General features: G+C 68.5%; 20 protein-coding genes. 15 read left to right on the top strand and 5 right to left on the bottom strand.

Annotated elements, in window-relative coordinates; translation table 11 throughout:
- Positions 1 to 176 precede the first annotated feature (176 nt).
- The 3 genes from ACFXGJ_RS02560 to ACFXGJ_RS02550 all read left to right on the top strand — a co-directional run bounded on the left by ACFXGJ_RS02560 (position 177) and on the right by ACFXGJ_RS02550 (position 4387).
- Positions 177 to 1628 (top strand): FAD-binding protein, encoded by a 1452-nt coding sequence (locus tag ACFXGJ_RS02560; RefSeq protein WP_378616153.1) that lies wholly within the window; start codon positions 177 to 179, stop codon positions 1626 to 1628.
- On the top strand, positions 1625 to 2386 hold the full coding sequence (locus ACFXGJ_RS02555; protein WP_378616151.1) for a decaprenylphospho-beta-D-erythro-pentofuranosid-2-ulose 2-reductase: 762 nt from the start codon (positions 1625 to 1627) through the stop codon (positions 2384 to 2386). Before ACFXGJ_RS02560 ends, ACFXGJ_RS02555 begins: the two co-directional genes overlap by 4 nt.
- A gap of 84 nt (positions 2387 to 2470) precedes the next feature.
- Complete coding sequence (locus ACFXGJ_RS02550; RefSeq protein ID WP_378616149.1) at positions 2471 to 4387, top strand: galactan 5-O-arabinofuranosyltransferase; 1917 nt, start codon at positions 2471 to 2473, stop codon at positions 4385 to 4387.
- Between the two features lie 51 nt (positions 4388 to 4438).
- Here ACFXGJ_RS02550 and ACFXGJ_RS02545 read toward each other — a convergent pair whose 3' ends face one another.
- A complete protein-coding gene (locus tag ACFXGJ_RS02545) occupies positions 4439 to 4873 on the bottom strand; it encodes a DoxX family protein (RefSeq protein WP_378616148.1) in 435 nt (144 codons plus the stop codon).
- Positions 4874 to 4967: 94 nt separating this feature from the next.
- Positions 4968 to 5438: a MarR family winged helix-turn-helix transcriptional regulator gene (locus tag ACFXGJ_RS02540; protein ID WP_378616146.1), complete on the bottom strand. Its 471-nt coding sequence runs from the start codon at positions 5436 to 5438 to the stop codon at positions 4968 to 4970.
- Positions 5439 to 5519: 81 nt separating this feature from the next.
- Here ACFXGJ_RS02540 and ACFXGJ_RS02535 point away from each other — a divergent pair, with 81 nt between their 5' ends.
- The 11 genes from ACFXGJ_RS02535 (at position 5520) to ACFXGJ_RS02485 (ending at position 18645) form a co-directional block, all read left to right on the top strand.
- Positions 5520 to 6071, top strand: coding sequence for a carboxymuconolactone decarboxylase family protein (locus ACFXGJ_RS02535; protein ID WP_378616144.1), 552 nt, complete (start codon positions 5520 to 5522; stop codon positions 6069 to 6071).
- A 131-nt stretch (positions 6072 to 6202) separates the two neighbouring features.
- Positions 6203 to 7432, top strand: coding sequence for a serine hydrolase (locus ACFXGJ_RS02530; RefSeq protein WP_378616142.1), 1230 nt, complete (start codon positions 6203 to 6205; stop codon positions 7430 to 7432).
- 481 nt (positions 7433 to 7913) lie between these two features.
- Positions 7914 to 9467: a trypsin-like peptidase domain-containing protein gene (locus ACFXGJ_RS02525; protein ID WP_378616140.1), complete on the top strand. Its 1554-nt coding sequence runs from the start codon at positions 7914 to 7916 to the stop codon at positions 9465 to 9467.
- Positions 9468 to 9521: 54 nt separating this feature from the next.
- Positions 9522 to 10154 carry a TetR/AcrR family transcriptional regulator gene (locus ACFXGJ_RS02520; protein ID WP_378616138.1) on the top strand — a complete coding sequence of 211 codons (633 nt, stop codon included), beginning with the start codon at positions 9522 to 9524 and terminating at the stop codon, positions 10152 to 10154.
- Complete coding sequence (locus ACFXGJ_RS02515) at positions 10151 to 11113, top strand: TauD/TfdA dioxygenase family protein (RefSeq protein WP_378616135.1); 963 nt, start codon at positions 10151 to 10153, stop codon at positions 11111 to 11113. The genes ACFXGJ_RS02520 and ACFXGJ_RS02515 overlap by 4 nt, the downstream gene beginning before the upstream one ends.
- Positions 11114 to 11138: 25 nt before the next feature.
- Entirely contained in the window at positions 11139 to 12614 is a 1476-nt protein-coding gene (locus ACFXGJ_RS02510) for an MFS transporter (protein WP_378616133.1), read from the top strand.
- 108 nt (positions 12615 to 12722) lie between these two features.
- A complete protein-coding gene (locus ACFXGJ_RS02505) occupies positions 12723 to 14336 on the top strand; it encodes an acyl-CoA synthetase (protein WP_378616131.1) in 1614 nt (537 codons plus the stop codon).
- 50 nt (positions 14337 to 14386) lie between these two features.
- Positions 14387 to 16573, top strand: coding sequence for an acyl-CoA dehydrogenase (locus tag ACFXGJ_RS02500; RefSeq protein ID WP_378616129.1), 2187 nt, complete (start codon positions 14387 to 14389; stop codon positions 16571 to 16573).
- A gap of 202 nt (positions 16574 to 16775) precedes the next feature.
- Positions 16776 to 17924, top strand: a complete 1149-nt coding sequence (locus ACFXGJ_RS02495) for a steroid 3-ketoacyl-CoA thiolase (protein ID WP_378616127.1) — start codon at positions 16776 to 16778, stop codon at positions 17922 to 17924.
- Positions 17925 to 17974: 50 nt separating this feature from the next.
- Positions 17975 to 18328: a YidH family protein gene (locus ACFXGJ_RS02490; protein WP_378616125.1), complete on the top strand. Its 354-nt coding sequence runs from the start codon at positions 17975 to 17977 to the stop codon at positions 18326 to 18328.
- A complete protein-coding gene (locus ACFXGJ_RS02485) occupies positions 18325 to 18645 on the top strand; it encodes a DUF202 domain-containing protein (RefSeq protein WP_378616123.1) in 321 nt (106 codons plus the stop codon). The genes ACFXGJ_RS02490 and ACFXGJ_RS02485 overlap by 4 nt, the downstream gene beginning before the upstream one ends.
- A 15-nt stretch (positions 18646 to 18660) precedes the next feature.
- Here ACFXGJ_RS02485 and ACFXGJ_RS02480 read toward each other — a convergent pair whose 3' ends face one another.
- The gene (locus tag ACFXGJ_RS02480; protein ID WP_378616121.1) at positions 18661 to 19257 is read right to left on the bottom strand and encodes a TIGR03086 family metal-binding protein; all 597 of its coding nucleotides are present in this window, start codon (positions 19255 to 19257) and stop codon (positions 18661 to 18663) included.
- Complete coding sequence (locus ACFXGJ_RS02475; protein WP_378616119.1) at positions 19254 to 20288, bottom strand: sigma-70 family RNA polymerase sigma factor; 1035 nt, start codon at positions 20286 to 20288, stop codon at positions 19254 to 19256. Before ACFXGJ_RS02475 ends, ACFXGJ_RS02480 begins: the two co-directional genes overlap by 4 nt.
- 158 nt (positions 20289 to 20446) lie before the next feature.
- On the opposite strand from ACFXGJ_RS02475, the gene ACFXGJ_RS02470 reads away from it, so the two are divergent.
- On the top strand, positions 20447 to 21037 hold the full coding sequence (locus ACFXGJ_RS02470; RefSeq protein WP_378616117.1) for a hypothetical protein: 591 nt from the start codon (positions 20447 to 20449) through the stop codon (positions 21035 to 21037).
- Positions 21038 to 21098: 61 nt separating this feature from the next.
- Here ACFXGJ_RS02470 and ACFXGJ_RS02465 read toward each other — a convergent pair whose 3' ends face one another.
- Positions 21099 to 22559: a hypothetical protein gene (locus ACFXGJ_RS02465; protein WP_378616115.1), complete on the bottom strand. Its 1461-nt coding sequence runs from the start codon at positions 22557 to 22559 to the stop codon at positions 21099 to 21101.
- Positions 22560 to 22651 lie beyond the last annotated feature (92 nt).

The following is a 22651-nucleotide window of genomic DNA, read 5'->3' as shown; positions in this document are numbered from 1 at the left end:
CGCCGCCCGTGCGTTTCCGGGCCAATCCCCAGGAACGGCCCCGGCAGCTGCCCGCTCGGTGTGCCCGGAACTGGGCGCCGAGTGTGCAGCTGGCGGGGCAATTGTCGAGTGGCGGGGGACATATCTGCACACTCGCCAGGGGTCGAATCCGCTACCGACAGGTAGCCTCTACACCGATGTCCACGACAGCTGAAGAGTCCCCGGCGGCCCTGCCGCAACCGGCGCCTCTGACAACCCAGACCCGCACCCTCACCGGCTGGGGGCGCACCGCCCCGACCACCGCGGAGGTGCTGTCCACGCCCGACGTCGAGGTGATCGCCAGCGCAGTCGCGCAGGTCGCCGAGAAGAACGAGGGCAAGCCGTCCCACCTGCGCCGGGGCGTCATCGCCCGAGGCCTCGGGCGGTCCTACGGCGATCCGGCCCAGAACGCGGGTGGCCTGGTCATCGACATGAATGCCCTCAACCGCATTCACCGCATCGACCGCGACACCGCGCTGGTGGACGTCGACGCCGGTGTGAGCCTCGACCAGCTCATGCGGGCGGCGCTGCCGTTCGGCCTGTGGGTTCCGGTGCTGCCCGGCACCCGCCAGGTCACCATCGGCGGCGCCATCGGCTCCGACATCCACGGCAAGAACCACCACAGTGAGGGCAGCTTCGGCAACCACGTGGTGTCGCTCGACCTGCTGACCGCCGACGGCCAGGTTCGCAAGCTGACGCCGAAGGGCGGTCGCAACGACCCCAAGGGCGCGCTGTTCTGGGCGACGATCGGCGGCAACGGCCTGACCGGCATCATCCTGCGCGCGACCATCAGCATGACGCCCACCGAGACGGCGTACTTCATCAACGACGGCATCCGGACCGAGAGCCTCGAGGAGACGGTCGCCGCGCACCAGGACGGCACCGAGGACAACTACACGTACTCGAGCGCCTGGTTCGACGTGGTCAGTGCGCCGCCGAAGCTGGGTCGCGCGACGATCACCCGCGGCTCGCTCGCGAAGTTCGACGAGCTGCCGAAGAAGCTGCAGAAGGACCCGTTGAAGTTCGACGCCCCGCAGCTGATGACCGTCCCGGACGTGTTCCCGAACGGCCTGATGAACAAGCTGTCGGCCAGCGCCATCGGCGAGTTGTACTACCGGATGGGCGGGAACTACACCGGCAAGGTCCAGAACCTGACGCAGTTCTACCACCCGCTCGATCTCCTCGGTGAGTGGAACCGCGCGTACGGCTCGAAGGGCTTCCTCCAGTACCAGTTCCTGGTGCCCACCGAGGCCCTCGAAGAGTTCAAGAGCATCATTCGGCACATCCAGGCGTCGGGCCACCACTCGGCACTCAACGTGTTCAAGCTGTTCGGACCGGGCAACAACGCGCCGCTCAGCTTCCCGATGGCGGGCTGGAACGTCGCCATGGACTTCCCGATCAAGGCAGGCCTGAACGAGCTGGTGACCGAACTCGACAAGCGCGTGCTCGAGTTCGGCGGCCGGCTGTACACCGCCAAGGACTCGCGCGCCACCGCCGAGACCTTCCACGCAATGTACCCGCGCATCGACGAGTGGCTCGCCACCCGCCGAAAGTACGACCCCACAGGCGTTTTCGCCTCCGATATGTCCAGAAGGTTGGAACTGCAGTGATCAACGCCGTGGGTAACCCCCAGACCCTGCTGCTGCTCGGCGGCACCTCCGAGATCGGCCTCGCCATCTGCGAGGAGTACCTGCGCAAGGCGCCGATGCGGGTGATCCTCGCCGCGCTGCCCGGCGACCCGCTGCGTGAGGACGCCGTCTCGCAGATGAAGGCCGCCGGCGCCACCGAGGTGGACGTCGTCGACTTCGACGCCCTGGACACCGAGGGTCACCCGAAGGTGATCGACGAGGCCTGGTCCAAGGGCGACGTGGACGTCGCCGTCGTCGCGTTCGCCCTCGACGGCGACGCCGAGGAACTGTGGCAGAACCAGCGCAAGGCCGTGCTGGTCGCGAACGTGAACTACACCGCCTCGGTCTCCGTCGGCGTGCTGGTCGGCGAGAAGATGAAGGCACAGGGCTTCGGCCGGATCATCGCGATGTCGTCGGTGGCCGGCGAGCGCGTCAAGCGCGCCAACTTCGTCTACGGCTCCACCAAGGCCGGCCTGGACGGCTTCTACCTCGGTCTGGGCGAGGCCCTGGCCCCGTTCGGCCCGCGCGTGACGGTGGTCCGGCCCGGCATGGTGCGCACCCAGTTCAGCGCGCACGTCAAGGAGGCCCCGCTGACGGTGAACAAGGACATCGTCGCCACGCTCGCCGTCGCCGCGTCCGACAAGGGCAAGGAGATCGTCTGGACGCCGGGCCCCTGGCGATTCGTGATGATGGGCCTGCGGCACGTTCCCCGCGCGATCTTCCGCAAGCTCCCGATCTGACGCAGCTTCGCTGCCCGTGCGCGATTTTCACCCCACCCGGGGTGAAAATCACTCACAGTCGCGCAGCGACCTAGACTCCGAACCGTGACGACCACCGCCGCCAGCACCGTCCCCCCGAGCACCGTCCAACCCGCACGCCGGGCGGTCGGAACAGCCGGGGAGACGGTGCTGGCGGCGGTCGTTGCGGCCGTCGTCGCCGCGGTCGGGCTGGTCGCCTTCTCGGTCGTCGACTGGCCCGCGTTCAACTCTTCCAACGTCACCCGCGCGCTGACCACCGTCGGTCAGGTCGTGACGATGGCACTGCTGGCCGTCTCGGTGTGGCTGCTGCGTACCCGTCGCGCCCCCGCCCTGGCGAAGGCACTGTCCTGGGTGGGAGTGTCCGGATTCGTCACCGTCACCCTCGGGATGCCGCTGGCCGCGACCAAGCTGTACCTGCACGGCGTCTCGGTGGACCAGGAGTTCCGCACCGAGTTCCTCACCCGGATGACGGACACCGCCCGGCTTCACGACATGACCTACGCGGACCTGCCGTCGTTCTACCCGGCGGGCTGGTTCTGGGTCGGCGGTCGCGTGGCCAACCTGCTCGGCATGGACGGCTGGGAGGCCTTCAAACCGTATTCGATCGCCTCGCTTGCGGTCGCCTCTGTGATCGCACTTGTGTTGTGGTCCAGGCTGATCCGCGCCGATCTCGCGGTCGTCGTGTCGCTCGCCGTCACCGCGATCGCCCTCGCCTACGCCTCCCCCGAGCCGTACAGCGCGGTGCTCGTGGTGCTGTTGCCGCCGGTGCTGCTGCTGGCCTGGGGCGGGTTGCACCGGTCCCCCGGCTCCGGCGGCTGGGGCGCGATCGTCGGGACCGGCGCCTTCCTCGGCCTGGCCGCCACCTTCTACACGCTCTACCTCGGCTGGGCCGCCTTCGCCGTGACGCTGATGGCACTGGTCGCGGCCGGGTTGGCATGGCGGGCACACGGATTCGCCGCGGTGCGCGATCCGCTGCTGCGGCTCGTCGCGGCCGGGGTGATCGCGGGGCTGATCGCTCTCGTGGTGTGGACGCCGTTCCTGCTCGAGCTGCGCCACGGGTCGCCCGCCGGTTCGGGCACCGCCACCCACTACCTGCCCGAGCCCGGATCGACGCTGCCGCTGCCGATGTTCGACGCGTCCCTGATCGGCGCCCTGTGCATGCTCGGCACGATTTGGCTCGTCGGCCGGGCCACCTCGTCGCGTCGCGCCCAGTCCCTCGGCATCGGCGTCGTCGCGGTGTACCTGTGGTCGCTGCTGTCGATGGCGTTCACGGCCGCGGGCAACACGCTGCTCTCGTTCCGGCTCGAACCGGTGCTGCTGGTTCTGCTCGGCGCCGCAGGCGTTTTCGGCTTCGCCGACTTCTCCCGCTGGATCATCCTGGCAACCAGCGACAATCCGAGGATCAAGGCGGCGCTGGTGGCGGTCGGCGCGCTCGGTGCGGTCGCATTCGCGCAGTCGATTCCGCACCTGCTGGCCCCGGAGATCGACATCGCGTACACCGACACCGACGGCGACGGGGTGCGCGCCGACAAGCGGCCCCCGGGCGCCGCGTCGTACTACGCGGACGTCGACAAGGAGATCGCGGCGCACCGGCCCGTACCGCGACACGACACCGTCGTGCTCACCGCGGACACCAGCTTCCTGAGCTTCTACCCGTACTTCGGCTTCCAGGGCCTGACCTCGCACTACGCCAACCCACTCGCCCAGTTCGACCAGCGCGCCGCGGCGATCGGACGGTGGGCGGAGGCGTCCGGTCCCGGCGATCTGATCCGGCAGATGGACGAAAGCCCTTGGCGCACACCGGATGTCTTCGTGTTCCGCAAGAGCGACAAGGGCTACACGCTGCGGCTCGCGCAGGACGTGTACCCGAACGACCCGAACGTCAAGCGCTACACCGTCACGTTCGACAAGGCGCTGTTCGACGACCCCCGGTTCACCACCACCGAGGTCGGGCCGTTCGTCGTGGTCACCCGCACCCGGTAGTCGCACGACCGAGGGGAACCGAAAGTCGGTTCCCCTCGCCCTGGGCGGTGGTCAGCGGCGCACGAGCGGCATGATCGCCCGCACCCGGGCGTCACGCAGGTACAGCCCGCCCCACACCAGGATGCCGAAGTAGATCGGCGCCAGCGTCGTGCTCAGGATGGGCTGCTCGGTGAGCAGGTTGGTCGCCACCGCCCCGCCGAGGTACCCGGTCAGCAGGACCGCCCCGAGGATCGAGGTCGCCGGGATCACGTAGAGGATCAGGCAGGCGGCCAGCACCACGCCGAAGACCCGGTTCAGGCTCGGATCGAACCCGAGGTCGGCCATCGCGGTTCGCACCTGCTCGACGTTCGCGATGTGCGTGATCGAGTCGAACAGGAAGAAGAGCACGGCGAGACCGCTGACGATCCGGCCGGCGAGCCGCGCGCGCGGCGAGATCGAACCGGTTGCCGGCGGGGTGGCGGTGGCGGTGGGGCGCGTGGTGGTCATGGCTGGCTCCTCGGGGCTTGCTCCGCGCACGGTCGCGTGAAGCTGTTGCCATGTAGACCCCCGACGTTCGCGAAACTCATCGCGGCGCCGGAATTCACCCGCCGAACCAGGCCTGCGCGTCCAGTCGAAACCCCTGACCGGCGGTGACGGTGCGCAGGTCGTCCTCGAGGGCCCGCAGGCGACCCTGTCCGATCGTCGACGCCCAGTCGGCCTGCAGTTCATCGAAGATGATCGCCGAACGCCGCAGGCTGTCGATCCCCCGATCGGTGAGTTCCACCCGCTTGGCCCGCGCGTCCGACGGATCGGGCCGCCGCGCGAGGTATCCCAGCGACTCCAGGCGGTCGATCGTCTTGCCCGCCGCCTGCTTCGAGATGCCGAGTCGCCTGCCCACCTCGCTGGCGCTGGCGCCACCGAGCCCGACCGCCTGCATCGCGAAACCGTGGGCCGGCCGCATGTCCGGATGCCCCTGCTCGGCGAGCCTGCGATGGACCTCGTCGATCAACGACCGGAATCCGGCGAACAGCAGCAGGGGCAGTTCGAATCCCGGGCTCTCGTGCTCACTCATGCCGCACCCCTTGCGCAATATCGACAACCAGGTTTACGGTTTAGACAACCGCATTGTCTACTTTAGCCGAGGGAGCCCCCCATGTCGTTCACCGCGCACACCACCGCGACCGCCCCCACCGCCGTCCGGCCGATCATGGCCGCGATCGAGCAGCAGTTCGGCTTCCTGCCCGCCGCGACGGCCCTGATGGCGGAGTCGCCGGAACTGGTGCAGGCCTTCGCCCGGGCGAACTCGCTGTTCGAGCGCGGCACCCTCACCCACCTCCAACGCGAGGTGGTGGTGTTCGCCATCGTGACCCGCAACGAGTGCCACCTCTGCGTCGCCCTGCACTCGGCCGGCCTCACCCGCGACGGGTCCTCGCCCGACCTGATCGCCGCGCTGCGCGAGCGCCGACCGCTCGACGATCCCCGGCTCGAGGCGCTACGCCGCTTCACCCTGGCCGTACTCGACAGCGCGGGCGCGGTGGACGAAGACGGGATGCGCGCCTTCCTCGGCGCCGGCTTCACCACCAGGCAGGCGCTCGAGGTCGTGCTCGGTATCGGCACCTACACGCTGTCGACCTTCGCCAACCGGATGACAGCGGCGCCGCTGGACGAGGCGTTCGTGCCGTTCGCCTGGGAGGCCGTCGGGTAGCCACAGCACCGATTCGGCCTCCTCGGCGTGTCGCTCCCCTCATCATTGACGGCGACACTGGCGACACTCTCGGGATCCGCACGATCGACGGTTCCGTCCCCCGCCGTCGACCGCACCGAAGATCGAGGACGATGACCGAGCCGAGCACCCTCACCGACGACGCCACCGCATCCGGGCAGTCGCGGTCCGAAAAGCCTTCCCGCCGTGGGCGAATCCTGACCCGGACGGCGATCGCCGTCCCGCTCGCGGCCGCGGTGCTGGTCGCCGGCGCCTACGCCGGGACCGCCGCGCTCGACATCCCCGCACCGCCGACGCTGGCCCGGCTGCTCGTCGACGCACCGTCCACACAGGGCGCGCTCTACCCGGCCCGGGCCGTGCCCGCGACCCACCCGCGCCCGCTGCCCGTGCGCCCGGCCGCGCTGCCCGAGACCGTGCCGTGGAAGGGCGGGCAGATACCCGTCGCCGAGTTCCTCGACGCCACCAGGACGAACGCCTTCCTGGTGCTGCGCGACGGAGCCCTCACCCACGAGTGGTACCGCGACGGTGTCGGGCCCACGACCCGGCTGGCGTCCTGGTCCATGGCGAAGTCGGTGGTCTCGCTGCTGGTCGGCCAGGCGATCGACGCGGGCAAGCTGAGCGAGGACGACCGTCTCGTCGACGTGCTCCCGGAGCTGGCCACCGGCGGCGAGTACGACGCCATCACCGTGCGGAACCTGCTCGACATGACCTCGGGCGCCGACGTGTCGGAGAACTACAACCCCTACTATCCGCTGACCGGCACCGCCCGGATGTACCTCACCCGAGACCTCGACGCGTTCGTCCGAGACCACCGGAGCGTGCAGTTCCCACCCGGCAGCAGGGGCGACTACCGCAGCGTCGACACCCAACTCCTCGGCCAGGTGCTCGCCCGGGCCGAGGGCCGGCCGCTGACCGACCTGCTCGCCGCCGACCTGTGGGGCCCCGTCGGCGCGGAGGACGACGCCACCTGGAATCTCGACCGGGACGGCGGGCAGGAGAAGGCGTTCTGCTGCATCAACGCCACCGCCCGCGACTTCGCGAAGATCGGGCAGCTGGTCCTCGACGGCGGCCGCGTCGGCGACACGCGAGTCGTTCCGCCGGCGTGGATCTCGCGGATCAGCAACCCGGCGCCGCACCCGGTGGACAAGTGGGGGTATTCGGCGCAGTGGTGGCATCCCACCGGCGGCGACGGGTCCGACCTTTCCGCAATCGGCGTGTACGGCCAGTACACCTACGTCGACCCGACCACGCGCACGGTGATCGTCAAGCTCAGCGACTACGGGACCGAGCAGGACGAGCAGGAGACGTTCGGGGTGCTGCGGGCGATCGCGGTCGCCCGCTAGCGCGGGACGATCGACTGATCACAGGCCCGGGAGAATGCTTCGGAATCAACGCAATTCACGATTCTGCCGCGCCGGCTGCGGCTCGTCTCGTTCGATGCTTCGGACAGCGAAGGATCGGTGCGCTTCGCGCCTCGGCGAAGTAGACTCAGCACAACAGACCAACGGGTCACCGGTGTGGAGTGCGTATTTCCGGCTGATGACGCGATTGCACGTTGCGAATTTTCGAATGCCGTAACCCACTGCGGTACAACGCATTACGCCAGAATCATTCGATCGCACGCACCCGCTGGGACTGTCGAGATGTCGGGGTGATCGCTCTGGGTACAGAATCGTAGAGAGAGGTCGCTGGAGGCCACTCGGGCCCAGCCGATTCGATGGACCAGCCGAACGCCGATGCCTCGCAGCCTGCCGCAATCACCTCTCGGACCACACCACCCGAGTTCGGCTGATCGACCACCTCCCCCGCTGGACGGAGTCCGTCATGTCCAATCGTCGATGGCGCTCGAGATGCGCCGCGCTTGCCGTCCTACCCACGGCGTTGTTCATCGCACTACCGGGCGCCGCTCTCAGCGACACCACACCTTCTCAGCAGCCCCAGGTGAACCCGGAAGAGAAGGCCGCCGCCCTCATCCGTCCGGCGGTCGTCTACCTCGACGCGTCCGCCAAGGGCTGGATCCGCGCTCCCAACGGGAGTGTCTTCGGCCCGTACCTGACCGGCTGGCGTTGCACCGGCTTCGTCGTCAACCCCGATGGCTGGGTAGGCACGGCCGGTCACTGCGCCGGCGGCTCACGCGAGGCGATCATCCAGGAGGCCGTGAACGAGGAGGCCAAGAAGGATCCGACGGTGAACCCGGACCAGCTGTACAAGACCGTGCTCGCCAACGACCGAGTCGAGGGCGAGACCGGCGGTTCCGACCCGGAGATGACGATCACGGTGACCTACGGCACCGGCAAAGGCACCACCCTCCCCGCCGAAGTCTCCGACGTGCGGGCACCCGGCAAGGGCGACGTGGCCCTGCTGAAGGTGCAGAAGTCCAACCTGCCGTCCTCCGAACTGGGCACGGACGCCGACGTCTCCATCGGCACGCCGATTCTGGCGGTCGGCTACCCCGGCAGCACTGACAAGGTCACCGACGTGACCTTGGACCCGACCAACAAGAGCGGCAAGATCAGCAAGAAGTCGACCCAGGACACCATGCCCGTCTACGAGATCGATGCGGCACTCTCCCCGGGGATGAGCGGTGGCCCGACCATCGCACTCGACGGCAAGGTGCTCGGAGTGAACAGCTTCGGCCCGAAGGGGGAACAGCAGGCGTTCAACTTCATCGCACCCTCCAGCGGTCTCGCCGAACTCATGTCCGGCAAGAACGTCACTTCGGAACTGGGCCCGGCCGATCACGCATATCGGAGCGGACTAGACAACTTCTACGCCGGCAACTACTCCGACGCGATCGCGGACTTCGACGACGCCATGTCGCTGTCGCCCGACTATCCGGGTGCCGCCGACTACAAGACGAACGCGGTGAACAACCGGGAGAAGTACGGCGACACGTCGACGTCGTCCAGCTCGAACGTCAAGTGGTACGCCCTCGCCGGCCTCGCGGCGGTACTCGTCGCCGGCGCCGCCGCCATGGTGATCCGCAGTCGTCGCAGCGCCACGGCAACCGCTGGGGGTCCCGGCCCGCAGCCCACTCCCGGCGTACCGCCCACTCCCGGCCCGCCGCCCACTCCCGGCGTACCGCCCACTCCCAGTGCGCCGCCACCGACCGGCGCCGCGGCTGCGACCACCGCACAGTTCACCGACGGCCCGTCCGCCCACGCACCCGGCGAGGGCGGTGGACAGCCGTCCACGGAGGCCGGACCCGAAAGTCCCGAAGCTGGCGCCGCCGCCTCGACGACGGCCCCCGCGCCTCCGAACGAAGCGGGGGCAACCCCCGAAGCGGCAAAGCAGGAGCCGCACTTCTGCGCCTCGTGCGGAGCCGAACATCATCCGAACGAGAAGTTCTGCCCCAACTGCGGGAAGGCGATCACCTGAGCGTCTCGAGTTCGGCATTGACACAAGTAAGGCTGCGGCCTTAATCTGGCTCTTGTGACCAGGACCACATCGCGCGAGGCCATGATTGATGCAGCCGAACAGATCGTCGCCGAAAAGGGAATGCCCGCACTGACGCTCAAGGACGTCCAGATCGCGGCTGGACAATCGAACAAGTCGGCGGCGAAGTACCACTTCGGGTCCCGGGAGGGACTGATCGGGGCCGTGATCGAGGCGCGCGGGTCGGCCGTGAATGCACGGCGGCAGGCACTACTCGACGAGATGGAGGGCCACGGAACCCCGCTGACCGCGCGGCAGGCCGCGGAGGCGATGGTGTGGCCGCTGGCTTCCGAGACGCTGAGCCGTCCCGGAAGCCGGTATGCCCGGTTCCTGGTCCAGGCGCTGTTCGACCCCGCACTGGCAGATCTGATCAAGCAACACCTGAGTTCGGAAAGCTACCGGCGCGTACATCAATTGATGGTCGACGCCTGCCTGGCACCGCACGAGACCGCGGAGTGGCGCGCCGTGAACGTGGTCGTGTTCAGCATTTCCGTTCTCGCCGCGTACGAGAGCAGCGACCGCACGGCAGACCAGCGAAGGGCGACTGTCACCGATCTCATCGACAGCTGCGTCGCCATCCTCGAGACCTCACCCAGCACAGATACCGGAACCCAAGGAGTCAGTCCATGACCTATGCACTTCCCGTCACCGCCGTCCCCACTCCCACCGATCCGCTCGCGGCCTACGGCCCACTCGTTGCCACGAGAATGCCGGAGACCCTGGAAGAGCGTCCGTACCAACTGTTCACGCTCACGCCGCACACACCGACCATCGGTGCGGAGATCTCGGGGATCAGGCTGAGCGGCGACCTCTCCGACGAGGTGCTCGCCGAGCTGCGTCGCGCACTGCTGGAATGGAAGGTCCTGTTCTTCCGCGACCAGGACATCGATCGCAGCGAGCACCGAGACTTCGCGGCACGGTGGGGTGAGTTGGAGCAGCACCCGTTCTTCAAGTACACCCAGCCCGGCCAGAGCGACGCCGATGTGGCCACCCTGGCCAAGGACGCGATGTCGGTCGGAGTGGAGAACGTCTGGCACAACGACGTCACCTGGCACGAGTTCCCTTCGTATGCAGCTGTTCTGCGCGCCGTCGAGATTCCCTCCGTTGGCGGCGACACGCTGTGGGCGGACACCGGCGCCGCCTACGACCTGCTCCCGGAGGACATCCGGGCCCGGATCGACGGCCTCGAGGCCGAACACGACTGGATGCAATCGTTCGGGATCAGGATGCCGGAGGAGGCGGTGGCGCAGCTCCGCCCGCACTTTCCGCCAGCTATCCACCCCGTGGTGCGGGTGATCCCCGAGTCGGGCCGGCGCGTGCTGTTCGTCAATTCCGCCTTCACACAGCGGATTCTGGGCATCTCGGAGGATGAGTCGAACGAACTCCTCCGACTGCTGTACCGACACGTCCAGCGTCCCGAGTTCCAGGTTCGTCTGCGGTGGCAGAAGGACACGATCGCCTTCTGGGACAACAGATCCTGCCAGCACTACGCAGCAAGCGACTACTTCCCGGCTCGCCGGGTCATGGAGCGTATCTCGATCGTCGGCGACACCCCCGTGGGCGTGCCCGGTCCGAGCGATCGGATGTGAACGGGTGGAGTCACAAGTCGCATCCATGAGCCGGGGCCGCATCCTCACCGTGCTCGGCGTCATCATCCTGCTGTCGGAGATCGCCACATTCGAGATCCTCATGGTTCTCCCGGCATTGCCACACATGGCACCCGCCTTCCAGACCCTGAACATCGCGTGGGTCGTCTCGATCGTGACGCTCGCGGGCGGCACCGTGATGCCGCTCGTCGGTAAGGCCGCGGACAAATGGGGCAAGAAGCGGGTGATTCTGTCGCTTGCCGTGTTCTTCATCGCGGGAAGTGTGTTGTGCGCGTTGGCGACTTCGTTCGCCATGTTGATGGCCGGACGAATCCTGCAGGGCTCCTTGATGGGAATCGTCACGATCTCCTATGGCCTGATCCGTGACATCATTCCTCGTGACGTCGTGCCGATCGCCCTCGGCGCTGCGGTCACAGGGATCGGGATGTCGGCGATCGCGAGTCCGTTCATCGCCGGCTGGCTCATCGACCACACCGGATACCAGGGAATCTTCTGGTTCATGGCGGCCTACGTGGCCGTCCTGATCCCCTTCTACGCACTGATCGTTCCGGAGAGCCCGATCCGCGTGGACCGGCCGCTGGACTACCTCGGGGTCGTCCTGCTCGGTCCGGGGATCGGCATCGTGCTCGTCGGCATCACCAGGGGCGCCCGAGCCGGGTGGACCGATACCCTGACCCTCGCCGCACTCATCGGTGGCGCCGCGATGCTGGTGGGATTCGTTGTGTGGCAACGCTTTGCACCCAGCCCCCTGATCGACCTCAACGTCTTGTTCGGCAGAAGGTTCGGTCCGACCGTGCTCGCGGTGGCCTGTATCGCCTACATGATGAGCGCCCATTCTCTCCTGATCCCGACCATGTTGCAGACCCCCTCGGGTCTGCCGGGGATCAGCTATGGTTCGGGCCTGTCCGCGATGGAATTCGCGATCTGGACGTGCCCGCTCGGCATCGCGTCGATGTTCGCCGGGCCGCTCGGCGGAATCGTCTCCAAGCGGATCGGCGCACGATATGTGCTGTTGACCGCGGCCGTGTTGTTCCTGGTCGTGATGTTCCTGGGTTCACGTCTGTTCACGATCCAGTGGCAGGTCGCGGTCATGAGTTCCATCATGGGTTTCGCCGTCGGATTCCTGCACTCGTCGAATGCGAACCTGATTCAGGACGCGCTGCCTGCCTCGCAGGGTGGCATCGGCAACGCGATCAGTGGCATGGGTTCACTGCTGGCAGGCGGGATCGCGACCACCCTGACCGGGGTGGTGATGTCACGCCACGTACTCGCGGTGAACCCGAAGACCCACGCCGTGTTGTACGCCGACACCGCGATCACTCGTGGCTACCTGTACGCCGCCCTCGTCGGCGTCGTGGGCCTGGGCGTCGCGCTGATCATGCGGCACGGTCGCACGCCTGCGCAGGGCGGTCTGCAGCCGGACACCCCACCGGATTCGACCGGTGTCGTCGAACCCGTCAGCCTTGCTCCGACCACTCCGTGACGACCGGCCACGCAACGCTCTCCGGCCGAGCCTTGCCCGTCACCACGCTTCGCCGTGTCACACCACCGCACACACCCACATTGTGCGAATACTCTTGAAGGACCTGCCATGTCACTCAACCTCGCGGATCTCACCGAAGCGCTCGTCGATGGGGTTCCAGACAAGATCGCGCTCGTGTGCGGCGACGACACTCGCACGTTCGGTGAGTTCGATGCCGGCGCGAACCGGATCGCACACCACCTCGCCGCTCAGGGAATCCAGCCCGGCGAACACGTCGGACTCCACGCCCGCAACAGCATCGAGTACGTCGAGTCGCTGCTCGGGTGCCTGAAGGTGCGCGCGGTCCCGGTCAACGTCAACTACCGCTACGTCGATGCCGAGCTGACGTACCTCTACAACAACGCACAACTGGCCGCTGTGGTCGCGGACGGCGAGTTCAGCGACGTCATCGCCGAGGTGCTGCCCAAGTGCCCCACGCTGCGACACATCGTGCTCATCGGCGAGCCTGCCGGACCCGCCCTCTCGGCCGCCGCTGCGGCGGCAGGTGTTTCGGTGGCCGACTTCAGCACGGCCGTCGCTGAACAGTCACCCGGCCGGGACTTCCCCGAGCGCAGCAGCGACGACCGATACATCATCTACACCGGTGGCACCACCGGCATGCCCAAGGGCGTCATGTGGCGTCACGAGGACTTCTACTTCGCCGCTCTGAGCGGGGGCAATCTCATGGGGGCACCGATCCTGTCCGGTGCCGAACTGGCGGCCGCCGCGGCCGCCAACGCGGACCCGCTGTCCTACCTGCTCACCGCGCCGCTCATGCACGGTGCGGCGTCCTACTCGCTGTTCACCTGCATGTTCATGGGCTCCAAGCATGTGCTCATGCCCAAGTTCGAGCCCGTCGAGGCGCTCAGGCTCATCGAGAAGCACAAGCTCCGCTGCGTTCAGCTCGTCGGCGACGCGATCGCCAGGCCGCTCGCCGACGCCATCGCCGAGAACCGTGACCGCTTCGACCTCAGCTCGCTGTGGGCCATCGGCTCCGGCGGAGCGCTCTGGTCGGCCAGCGTGCGCGAGCAACTGCAGGAGCTTCTTCCGAATGTGGTATTGCGCAACGGTTTCGGGTCATCCGAGTCCGGAAACGACGGCGAGCTCAAGGCGAGCGAGGACGGACTGCTGCGGATGTCGCCGTCGCCGAAGGTACGCGTCGTCGACGCCGACTTCGCGACGATCATTCCCGGCTCGGACGAGATCGGTTACCTCGCACGCGTCGGGCACGTCCCGATCGGGTACTTCGGCGATCCGGAGAAGAGCGCTGCGACTTTCCCGGTGGTCGACGGTGTCCGCCTGTCCGTGCTCGGTGACCTCGCCCGCGTCGAGGAGGACGGCTCGATCGTGGTCCTGGGCCGCGGCTCCTCGTGCATCAACACGGGTGGCGAGAAGGTGTACGCCGAGGAAGTGGAGGAGGCGATCAAGGCTCATCCCGACGTGCTCGATGCGGTCGTCGCCGGGGTCCCCGATCCGACCTACGGCCAGCGGGTCTCGGCCGTGATCCAGGCCCGCGACGGCGTCGACGCACCCGGCCGCGACGATCTCATCGCGCACTGCCGCGCACACATCGCCGGCTACAAGGTGCCGCGCACCGTGGTGGTGGTCCCCGAAATCGTCCGCTCGCCGAGCGGAAAGGCGGACTACCGCTGGGCGAAGGCAACTCTCGAAGCCGCCGGCTGACGACTCGGAGCGCATCCGACATCGATTCCCCCTATTTCTGAGGAATGTTCATGACTATTGGAATGAGTGACGAAGACCGCGAACTCCGCGATTCCGTGCGCGGATGGGCGGCCCGGCACGCCACCCCGACCGTGATCCGTGAGGCCGTCGAGGCCAAGAGCGAGACCCGCCCCGCCTTCTGGGGTTCGCTCGCCGAGCTCGGCCTGCTGGGCCTGCACCTGCCCGAGGGGGTCGGCGGCGCCGGCTACGGGCTGCTCGAAACCGCCATCGTCGCAGAGGAACTCGGCCGGGCGATGGTGCCGGGCCCGTTCCTGCCGACCGTGATCGTCTCGGCGGTCCTGCACGAGGCCGGCCGCACCACCGAACTCGCCGGTCTGGCCGACGGTTCCGTGTTCGGTGCGGTGTCCCTTCAGCCTGGCGGGCTGAAGCTGGTGCGCGCCGGCGGCGCGGTCACCCTGTCCGGCACGTCCAGCCACGTTCTCGGCGGCCAGGTCGGCGATCGGTTCCTGCTCGCCGCCACCGACAACACCGGCGACCTCGCGTTCGTTCTCGTCGACCGCGACCGCCTCGAGGTGACCGAGCTGCCGAGCCACGATGTGGTGCGCCGCAATGCCGAGATCACCGTGGACGGCCTCGCCCTCGCCGATGGCGAGGTGCTCGCGCTGGATTCGCGGCGGGTCCTCGACATCGCCGCGACGCTGTTCGCGGCCGAAGCGTCCGGTCTCGCCGACTGGGCCACTGCCACCGCCGCGGACTACGCGCGGGTGCGGCAGCAGTTCGGCAGAGTGATCGGCCAGTTCCAGGGTGTCAAGCACAAGGCCGCCCGCATGCTCGCCCAGACCGAGCAGGCCCGGGTCACAGCCTGGGACGCCGCCCGTGCCCTCGGCGAGGACACCGAGGACCGACAGGCATCCCTGGCCGCCGCGGTCGCCGCCGCGGTCGCGCCCGAGGCCGCGTTCCAGGTCACCAAAGATTGCATCCAGATCCTCGGTGGCATCGGCTACACCTGGGAACACGACGCCCACCTCTACCTGCGGCGGGCACAGTCCCTGCGGATCCTGCTCGGCTCCACCGCATCCTGGAAGCGTCGGGTCGCGAGCCTCACGCTCGAGGGCGTGCGCCGCGTCCTGAGCGTCGACCTGCCGCCGGAAGCCGAGCAGATCCGCGCCGAGGTCCGCACCGAACTGACATCCGCCCTCGACCTGGAGGGCGCCGAGCGCAAGACGTACCTGGCCGCGCGCGGTTACACCGCACCGCACCTGCCCACCCCGTGGGGCAAGGGCGCCGACGCGGTCACCCAGCTGGTCATCGCGCAGGAACTACGGGCAGCGGAGCTCACCCCGCACGACATGATCATCGGCAACTGGGTGATCCCGACGCTGATCGCGCACGGCAACGACGAGCAGTTGCAGCGGTTCGTGCCGCCGTCGCTGCGGGGCGAGATCGTGTGGTGTCAGTTGTTCTCCGAGCCCGGCGCCGGCTCCGACCTGGCGGGCCTGTCCACCAAGGCGACCAAGGTCGACGGCGGGTGGAAGCTCAACGGTCAGAAGGTGTGGACGTCGATGGCCCGCACCGCCGACTGGGGCATCTGCCTGGCCCGCACCGACGCCGACGTCCCCAAGCACAAGGGCCTGTCCTACTTCCTCGTCGACATCAAGAACAGCGGCCTCGACATTCGGCCGTTGCGAGAGATCACCGGCGAGGCCCTGTTCAACGAGGTGTTCTTCGACGACGTGTTCGTTCCCGACGAATGCCTGGTCGGGGCGCCGGGTGATGGTTGGAAACTGGCCCGCACCACCCTCGCCAACGAACGGGTCTCACTGTCGAACGACTCCTCGCTCGGTTCCGGTGGTGAGGCGCTGCTGGACCTGGCAGCCGAGCTCCCGAGCTGCCTGGACTACGAGCAGCTGACCGTGCTGGGGAAGGTGTTGTGCGACGCGCAGTCCGGTGGCCTGCTCGGGCTGCGCACCACCCTGCGCTCCCTTGCCGGCGGACAGCCAGGCGCCGAATCCTCGATCGCGAAGCTGCTGGGCGTCGAGCACATCCAGCAGGTGTGGGAGGTCGCGATGGACTGGGCAGGCCCCCGCGCCCTGCTCGGCGACCAGGGTAGGTCCGCGACGCGGATGTTCCTGAGCTCGCAGAATCTCTCGATTGCCGGCGGCACCACCAATGTGCAGCTGAACATCATCGGCGAGCGGCTCCTGGGTCTCCCCCGAGACCCCGAGCCCGGAAAGTGACACCGACGAAGGACGCACCGTCTACGCGGCGGTGATACGTCCTCGCTCCGGAGCCGGCAGGCACGGCCAGCCGGCTCCGGACAGCGGCCGTCATGTGCACATCAACGAGGTCGATTCCAGAAGCCGTCCACCGATCACGTGATGGGCGGACAAACGACACGACGTCCACGAACTGGGCGTCGCCAATGCGCAAGGAGAAATTGTGGGTAATCCGGTCATCGTGGATGCTGCCCGATCACCCTACGGTCGGCGGGGTGGTTGGCTGTCCGGACTGCACGCGGCGGAACTGCTGGCGGCCGTCCAGTCGGGGTTGCTCGAACGCCTGCAGCTGGACCCGAGCATCATCGAGCAGGTCATCGGCGGATGTGTGACGCAAGCGGGCGAGCAGGCATCGAACGTCAGCCGTAACGCATGGCTGCACGCGGGCCTGCCCGAGCGCACCGGCGTGACGACGATCGACGCGCAATGCGGCTCCGGGCAGCAGTCGGTGAACCTGATCGCGGCCCAGATCGCGGCCGGCGTCATCGACGCGGGCCTGGCCTGCGGCGTCGAGGCGATGTCGCGAGTTCCGTTGTTGTCCAACATCTCCGGGGATGTCGGACATCCCCGACCGCAGGGATGGACAGTTGACATCCCGGCCCAGTTCCTCGGCGCCGATCGTATTGCGCGGCGCCGCGGCTTCACCCGGCAGGAGCTGGACGCATTCGGTCTCCGGTCGCAGCAGCGGGCCGCGCTCGCGTGGGAGGAGGGTCGGTTCGACCGGCAGATCATCCCGATCAAGGCACCCGAGGCCGACGGAGGCTCGGCTGGCGTCGTCGCGCACGACCAGGGGTTGCGCGAGACCTCCATGGAAGCCCTCGCGCGCCTGAAGCCCGTGCTCGACGACGGTCTGCACACCGCGGGCACCTCGTCCCAGATCTCGGACGGTGCCGCCGCCGCGGTGCTGATGGACGAGACCGTGGCGCGAGGACTCGGCCTGCGTCCGCGGGCGCGAATCGTCAAGCAGTGCTTGATCGGTGCCGAGACCCACTTCCTTCTGGACGGGCCGGTCCAGGCGGTGGAGCTTCTACTCGAGCGGTCACGGATGTCGGTGAAGGACATCGACCTGTTCGAGGTCAACGAGGCGTTCGCGGCGGTCCCGATGTCGATGGCGCGGGTCCATGGCGTCGACGAGGACCGACTCAACGTCAACGGTGGAGCGATCGCGCTGGGACACCCGGTCGGATCCTCCGGAGTGCGACTCATCGCGGCAGCGATCGACGAGCTCGAGCGTCGCGACGGCGAGCGGGCGCTCGTCGCCGTGTGTGCCGGTGGCGCGATGGCGAGCGGGGCAATCATCGAGCGGATATGACGTCCGGCGACGCTGAGCACGGGCGGGTGAACGGGAGAGGACCTCTCACCATGAATCAGGTGAAGGACGTCGTGGCCGAGAGCGAGCCGGACTATCGTTTCACGCTCGCCAACGAGCGGACGTTCCTGGCGTGGATTCGCACCGCGCTCTGCCTTCTTGCGGGGGCGGTCGCCGTTCACCAGTTGATGTCGCCGTTCCCGACGGCGGGCACCCGATCGGCCGTTGTACTTGCGTGCGTGAGCCTTTCGGTCGTCCTCGCGTTTGGCGCGTACTTCCAGTGGCGTGCCGTGCAGCGCGCGATGCGGCGGGACGAGCCGCTGCCGAGCTCCGCCCTGGTTCCGATCCTGGCGGTGGGTGCGGGCACCATCGCCCTGCTCACCATCGCCGCGCTGATCCTCTCGTGACCCCGGCACCAGCGCCGCGAGACCCCGGCCTGCAGGTCGAACGGACATCGCTCGCCTGGCGTCGAACCGCGATGTCCGCGATGGTGACTGCTGTGCTCTTGGTCAACCAGGTCGTGCAGCGAGGTTCGAGCGAGGCGGCAATCCCCGGGTTGCTGGCGGCGAGCATGATGCTGGGGTTCGCGGGGATCGGTCACCATCGGGCGCGCCGGCTGCGCGAGGGAAGAACGACCGCGAACAGTCGCCCGGTGTCGGCGGGTGCCGGTGCGGTCGTGCTGGGCGTCTTGGCGGCGGCCGTGGCCGGCTTCCTGTCTCGGTGACTCCCTGCGGAGCACTCACCCGTCGCCCGGATGCCGCCCCAGGAAGGTCAGCAACCGCTCCCCCGGACCGGCGTCTCGCGCCACCTCGAGCGGTCGGGCGAAGCGAGCGGGCCGGTCCGCCTCGGTGACGAACAGCGCTGCACAGGTTAGCAATTCGTCCGCCAACGCGGCCGGGATCGGACGGGGCTGTCCGCACGCCGCGGACACGTCCCAACCGTGCACCGCGACCTCCAGCGCGCCGGCGGCGGGAACGATGTCGGCCAGCACCGGCACCTCGCCGATCCGAATGGGAGCCGCGTCGCCGGACCCGGTCCACGAGCCGAGCAGGTGGCAGGCCCGATCCCGGAGGGCGGCAACGGGATCGGTCGATTCGTCGATCGTGTTCGGGTCGGGAACGAGCGTCACGGCGCGATCGTCGACGGCCTCCTGCAGGGTCGCGAGGGCGTCGTTCATGTGCGCCAGCAGCGCACGCAGATCCCACTCGCGGCACGGCGTCGGCGCCGTCATGTCCCGCGGCGTCACCAGTTGCAGGCTGCCGAGGGCGTAGCCGATCGACCTCTCGAGCAGCGCGACCGGATCCGCGATCGGCCATGCGACCGCACTGCCGGTCATGACTCGAGCGTCCGGACCGGAGCGACCCCGGTCCCCGGGAGCGGAGCCTGCGGAGCGACCCAGACCTCGGGCAGACCGAACTTCGCGAACAGCGAGTCGTCGAAGAACACCGTCACGTGGCCGATCCCGGACGGTCCGAGCGAGACGACCTGCAACTGGAACGCCCGGTACACGCCGGCCGGGTCGCGCATGTACATCGCGAAGGCCGGCTGACCGTTGGACACGGTCGGAACAAGCTTCATATCGCCGGGCCCCTGTGCCGGGCAGTTGTTCTCGATCAGGGTGCGGATCGCGTCGGGGCCCTGGTACCAGCCGACGAACGGCGGCATCTCCCAGACCGCGTCCTCGGTGAACAGCTCCTTCAGCGCCGCCATGTCATACGTCTCGAACGCCGACATGTACCGGTCGAGGAGCTCGCGCTGATCCGGCCGGACCGGTTCCACAACGGCCTCCTCCGTCGGGGAGGCCTGGTCGATCTGCGCACGAGCGCGCTGCAGCGCGCTGTTGACGGCCGCGGTGCTGGTGCCGAGCAGCTCGGCGACCTCCGCCGCCGGCCAGGCCAGCACCTCGCGCAGGATGAGCACCGCGCGCTGCTTCGGCGGCAGGAACTGCAACGCCGCGATCAGCGCCAGCCGAATGCTCTCTCGCGAGGTCGCGACCACCGCCGGGTCGCTGGCGCCCGTGCCGACCATGGTGTCCGGAATCGGCTCGAGCCACGGCACCTCCCGCTGCTCGACCAGGTCGTCCGCGGGGTCGGAGCTGGGCGCGCCGAGTCCGGTGGGCAGCGGACGCTTGCCCTTGCTCTCGAGCGCGGTGAGGCACGTCGTCGTCGCGATCCGGTACAGCCAGGTCCGCAGCGACGAGCGCCCCTCGAACCGGTCGTAGGCCCGCCACGCCTTGAGGTACACCTCCTGGACCAGGTCTTCGGCGTCGTGCACCGAGCCCGACATCCGGTAACAGTGGGCCAGCAACTCCCGCCGGTACGGCTCTGCCAGCGGGGCGAACTCTCCACGTACTGCGCTCTCGGTCATGCACCTCACCCTTCCGTGATCGGTCTCTCGAGTACAGACCATCGGCACGCGAGAAACTCATCGCCGGGTTTCGGCTTCGGCGACAAATGCGACAAACTGCTGAGCGTTGCCGATGACGAGCACCGGCGCACCGCGCCGACAGGGAAGTGGTCGAGGGGATGAAGACTGTGGTGAAACGTGGTTCGTGGGTCCGTGGGGCGGTCGCGGCGGCGGGAGTGGCGGCACTTGCGGTGGCGGTGACGGCCTGTTCCCCGAAGCCGACGACCGTGGCGGGGTCACCGATCGCCGTGACCACGACCATCTCGGGTCAGCAGGCCGGCGACGGCGGCGGTTCCACCGATTTCCGCGCCGAGGTCGGTGACTGCGTGACGCTGGGCGGAACGATGTCTGCGGCGGAGATCGACGGGGCCGCCTGCGGCAGCATGGACTCGAACTACAAGGTCATCGCGAAGGCATCCGCGAACACGCAGTGCCCATCGGATGCCGATCAGGTGTACTACGAAACGCTCGGCTCCCGGGAGCAGGGCGCGTTGTGCCTGGACATCGACTGGATCGTAGGCGGATGCATGAGTGTCCCGGCCGGCGACGACGAGCCGCGCCGCGTCGACTGCACCGACCCGACCGCGCCGTCGGTGGAGCGCGTCGTGCGGATCATCGAGAACTCCGCCGACATCGAGCAGTGCACCGAGGGCGGATTCGCCCATCCCGAGCGACGATTCACCGTGTGCACCGAATCCGTGACCGGCTGAGCGAGGCGCGGGGTTCGGGCGTCGGCTGCCCGGCAACCGGACGAACCGAGCCCGCGGTCGGTCAACTGGTGAACCCCACCTCGGCGAGGTCTGCGCGGTAGGAGCCCTCGGCCCCGGTCAGTCCCGAGATCCACACGAGCAATCCGGACATCGGCCGCGCGTCCCGCAGGGCGATGGTGGTGTCACGCGGACCCAGCACCCCCTCGCCGAGGACGGTCGTGTCCTCCAACTGTCCCCCCGGCGGCGGGGGCGTGCGGATCTCCACTCGCGCACCGGGGGTGGACGAGACGATCCACACCGCCCGCGTCACCGTGTCGGGCGGCAGGGTTACGACCAGGCCGACGCCGTTCTTGAATTCCGGGAACTGCCGGCGGTACGTGTCGGTAGACCACGCCGTGGCGAAGTTCGCATCGATCGCCAGGCCCGCATCGGCGGAATTGTCGGGGAACTGCTGGGGCGAGAAGACCGACGCGCCGATCGGTATCACCGGAACCTCCGGTGGCGGTGCGGGTTCGGCCGCGGTGGTCACGGCGGACAGGGGCGCCGCCAGCCCGGGTGCCTCGGGGTCCGGAGACTTCACCGAAGCGGTGCCGATCAACCACCCGATCGCGCCCAGCACCAGCACGGTCGTCACGGCGGCCGCCGACAGGATCGCCAGCCGACGAGGCGACATGGTGTCGCCTTCCGTCGATGCGACGGACGCGGCCGCGGCTTCCGCCGCTGCTCGCGCCCGCTCGGTGACGCCGGCAAGGGTCTCGGCGGTCGAGGCCGCGGTCGTCGCCGTGCCGGGGGTGAGCAGTTCGACTATCGCCGCGGACAATTCCGGTGGCGTGCCCTCCGGAAGTGGCTCGGTGTCGAGGGACCCTGACGTCAGGGCGTAGAGCACACGACCGAGTCCGTGCAGGTCCACCGCGGGACGCGCGTTCGCGCGTGTGCCGGGGAAAGCGAGGTATGCGACTCCGTCGATGCTCACCCGCACCCGACTCGCGCCGTCCAGCGACAGCACGGTGCCGAGCTCGTGAGCCTCCGCGACCGCCTCCGCCAAGGGGGCAGTCGCTCGGGCCGCGCCCGACGGGGAGGTCTCACCGGCAACGGCCTCGCGAAGCGAAACGCTCGGGATCCACTCGGTGACCACCACGGACAGCGAATCCATGTCCGTCATGTCGAGGATGCGTGCGACCGCGTCCGACCTGATCCGGCACAACCAGATCGTCCGCGCGAACATCTCCGCGAACTCACCGGGGTCGGCGCTCGGATCGGCGATGGTGAGGGCGACTTCGCGGTCGACGACCAGGTCCATCGCGTGCCAGAACTCCAGGCCGTCGACACCGCCGCACGACGCGAGCAACCGGTATCGTCCACCAGCGAGAACGACGCCCGGGCAGCGCTCGCGTGACTCCGCGGCGTCGGCGCGAAACGCCAGCTGCTTCGGCTTCGGAGCAGGCTTCGGTTTCGGCTTCGGTTTCCGGGCCGGCTTCGGGTCCGCGGCTGCCGGCCTGCGCTGTTCCTCCGTAGAGCTCATCGCACCACCACAATTCGCGGCAGGCATCCTCGCCTGCCGACCACCGCGCTGCGCACCCGACTCCTGTCGCCAAAAACCCCAGCCATGCTTCA

The sequence above is a fragment of the Rhodococcus sp. NPDC059234 genome, from assembly GCF_042754225.1.
Taxonomy (GTDB): domain Bacteria; phylum Actinomycetota; class Actinomycetes; order Mycobacteriales; family Mycobacteriaceae; genus Rhodococcus_G.
This window is presented reverse-complemented; position numbering and strand designations above follow the sequence as displayed.

Bases quoted from the DNA above. Each gene is read 5' to 3' on its own strand.
- ACFXGJ_RS02475 (WP_378616119.1), bottom strand. From the start codon at position 20,288: ATGACCGAGAGCGCAGTACGTGGAGAGTTCGCCCCGCTGGCAGAGCCG.
- ACFXGJ_RS02515 (WP_378616135.1), top strand. From the start codon at position 10,151: ATGACCTATGCACTTCCCGTCACCGCCGTCCCCACTCCCACCGATCCG.
- ACFXGJ_RS02535 (WP_378616144.1), top strand. From the start codon at position 5,520: ATGTCGTTCACCGCGCACACCACCGCGACCGCCCCCACCGCCGTCCGG.
- ACFXGJ_RS02540 (WP_378616146.1), bottom strand. From the start codon at position 5,438: ATGAGTGAGCACGAGAGCCCGGGATTCGAACTGCCCCTGCTGCTGTTC.
- ACFXGJ_RS02510 (WP_378616133.1), top strand. From the start codon at position 11,139: ATGAGCCGGGGCCGCATCCTCACCGTGCTCGGCGTCATCATCCTGCTG.
- ACFXGJ_RS02560 (WP_378616153.1), top strand. From the start codon at position 177: ATGTCCACGACAGCTGAAGAGTCCCCGGCGGCCCTGCCGCAACCGGCG.
- ACFXGJ_RS02500 (WP_378616129.1), top strand. From the start codon at position 14,387: ATGACTATTGGAATGAGTGACGAAGACCGCGAACTCCGCGATTCCGTG.
- ACFXGJ_RS02545 (WP_378616148.1), bottom strand. From the start codon at position 4,873: ATGACCACCACGCGCCCCACCGCCACCGCCACCCCGCCGGCAACCGGT.
- ACFXGJ_RS02530 (WP_378616142.1), top strand. From the start codon at position 6,203: ATGACCGAGCCGAGCACCCTCACCGACGACGCCACCGCATCCGGGCAG.
- ACFXGJ_RS02505 (WP_378616131.1), top strand. From the start codon at position 12,723: ATGTCACTCAACCTCGCGGATCTCACCGAAGCGCTCGTCGATGGGGTT.
- ACFXGJ_RS02465 (WP_378616115.1), bottom strand. From the start codon at position 22,559: ATGAGCTCTACGGAGGAACAGCGCAGGCCGGCAGCCGCGGACCCGAAG.
- ACFXGJ_RS02490 (WP_378616125.1), top strand. From the start codon at position 17,975: ATGAATCAGGTGAAGGACGTCGTGGCCGAGAGCGAGCCGGACTATCGT.
- ACFXGJ_RS02525 (WP_378616140.1), top strand. From the start codon at position 7,914: ATGTCCAATCGTCGATGGCGCTCGAGATGCGCCGCGCTTGCCGTCCTA.
- ACFXGJ_RS02470 (WP_378616117.1), top strand. From the start codon at position 20,447: ATGAAGACTGTGGTGAAACGTGGTTCGTGGGTCCGTGGGGCGGTCGCG.
- ACFXGJ_RS02480 (WP_378616121.1), bottom strand. From the start codon at position 19,257: ATGACCGGCAGTGCGGTCGCATGGCCGATCGCGGATCCGGTCGCGCTG.